The organism is Acinetobacter sp. CFCC 11171, assembly GCF_003268405.1.
GTDB lineage: Bacteria > Pseudomonadota > Gammaproteobacteria > Pseudomonadales > Moraxellaceae > Acinetobacter > Acinetobacter amyesii.
Genome location: NZ_LQXP01000086.1, coordinates 1 through 1468 on the forward strand (window position 1 = coordinate 1; position 1468 = coordinate 1468).

At 38.4% G+C, this 1468-nt stretch carries 1 protein-coding gene and 1 pseudogene; both read right to left on the minus strand.

The window, feature by feature from the left end; translation table 11 throughout:
• Window positions 1–53: 53 nt before the first annotated feature.
• Window positions 54–314 (minus strand): annotated as a pseudogene (locus tag AVJ20_RS17890) (transposase); the annotation flags it as partial.
• A gap of 8 nt (window positions 315–322) precedes the next feature.
• A complete protein-coding gene (locus AVJ20_RS17895; RefSeq protein ID WP_111886141.1) occupies window positions 323–1285 on the minus strand; it encodes an IS30 family transposase in 963 nt (320 codons plus the stop codon).
• Window positions 1286–1468 lie beyond the last annotated feature (183 nt).

A 1468-nucleotide genomic window follows, 5' to 3' on the forward strand; every position in this document is an offset into this window, starting at 1 on the left:
TTCCACTTGTTTGAACAACTAAAAGCGTATTTATAAGTGATATTCCGCTCTAGTTAAGCCACCTTGTTTTGTTGGGGTAGCTGATCATAGTAAAACTCATTTGGTGTCATTTTGTCTAGACTCGAATGAGGTCGTTTCAGATTATAAAACTCAAAATATGCACTCAATTGCTTTTTCGCATCTGTGACACTACTATAAGCTTTGAGATACACCTCTTCATATTTAACGCTCCGCCATAATCGTTCAACCATCACATTATCTACCCATCGACCTTTACCATCCATACTGATTTGAATGCCATTTGATTTCAATACAGGCGGATTCAAGCGGCAAGTGCAACAGTATAAAAACCAGCCATAACTTCACTCGGTGTATACCAACCTAGTGTTTTTCTAGGACGATGGTTGAGTGCAAATTCTATCTGCTCTATTTGTTCGTTTGACACGCCATCAAACGATGATGATTTTGGCAGATATTGACGGATTAAACCATTCGTATTTTCATTTCTAGCTCGCTGAATAGACTTGTAAGGATCAGCAAAATACGTCTCTATGCCAGCATCAGTAATTCTTTTGTGTTCGGAAAATTCTTTGCCATTATCAAATGTCACACTATAAGCATGGCTCATTTGTAAACGATCTAATGCACAAGTAATCGTTTGAGAGGATGCTCTTGTTGGCCCTAAATGAACAATATGTACATACAGGCTCTTTCGATCAACGAGAGGCAATAAAGCACCTTTATGATGTTTACCAATCACCGTGTCACCTTCGAAATCTCCTAAACGTTGTCGTTGATCAATGACCTGGTGTCGGCAGTGAATACTTGTTTTATCAATGATTTGACCCCTACGATCCGTGTTTTTGTAACCGCGTTTTCGATATTTCTTCTGATGCCTTAAATGTAGATGAAGTTTACCGCCTTTTGATTTATCTTGATAAATGTACTGGTAAATCCACTCATGTGAAGGTACATCCAGCCAACCGCGTTGTGTTAAAGCACCTGAAATTTGTTCGGGTGACCAGTCCAAACCAATCAAATAATCAATATAAGCGAAGGCAAATGCTGTCATTGATGATGAAGGACGGTACCGTCTTTGACTTGCAAATTTAGCTGCCTGTTGAGCTCTATATCCACGTTGCCCAGTATTTCTTTTTAATTCACGGTAGATGGTTGATCGTGAACGTCCTAATTCCCGAGCAAGGGTAGCGATTGAACTTTTACTTTTCAAAGTAGCATAAATTTCGTATCTTTCATCTTGAGAAAGTTGGGTGTATTTCTTCATTGTGTGCTTTCCAATTGCGAGTTGAAAAAGTCTAATGATTCTATGAATACACCTAACTTTTTCAACTAACTACAAATGTGTTGCACTTGGGATTTGAATCTGCGACATCAATAAATGCATCACTGGTGAACTGACTGCCTTGGTCTGTATTCAATATTTCAGGTAATCCATATTTTTCAATCT